Raw genomic sequence first — 524 nt, 5'->3', positions numbered from 1 at the left:
GGATTTCCCCGAGCAGATGGTCCGGCCACCAGCGGTAGCGCAGCTTCACAAGCGGCTCCCACGCCATGGTGGGAACGCCCTGGATCATGCTCCGGGCCGAGTCTGCCGCATCGCTGCGGGGCAGGGGCTTGGCGGCGGGCATCGCTTATTTCCTGGACGCCAGGCACAGGCCGGGCTGGTCCGCATTGCCCTTGGTGATGCGCGTCAGCGGCGTGTAGGTGATGCTGCGGAAGGTGCCGGGCTTGGGGTTGGCCGTGAGCAGCGCCGCGACCATGGTGGTGAGCTGGTTCACCTGCACGGGCAGGTTGTAGGAGACGTAGGAATCGAAAGCGCCGGACTTCACCTGGCTGCAGCCGCTCTCCAGGGAGCCGCCGCCGGAGCTGAAGACCGCGGCCTTGCCGGTCAGCCCCGCCTCCTTCACCGCGGCGGCAATGCCCAGGTCCATGCCGTCCCATGAGCCCATGATGGCGCACAGGTCGGGGTTCTGCTTGAGCACCGTGGTGGACACGGCCTTGGCCTTGGCC

General features: G+C 68.1%; 1 protein-coding gene. It reads right to left on the bottom strand.

The window, feature by feature from the left end:
- Positions 1-145: 145 nt before the first annotated feature.
- On the bottom strand, positions 146-524 hold a 379-nt coding region (locus JHD63_RS22810; protein ID WP_198973091.1), incomplete at its 5' end, for a sugar ABC transporter substrate-binding protein.

It is taken from the genome of Xylophilus sp. ASV27 (assembly GCF_016428875.1).
In the GTDB taxonomy this organism is placed as follows: Bacteria; Pseudomonadota; Gammaproteobacteria; order Burkholderiales; family Burkholderiaceae_C; genus Xylophilus.
This window is presented reverse-complemented; position numbering and strand designations above follow the sequence as displayed.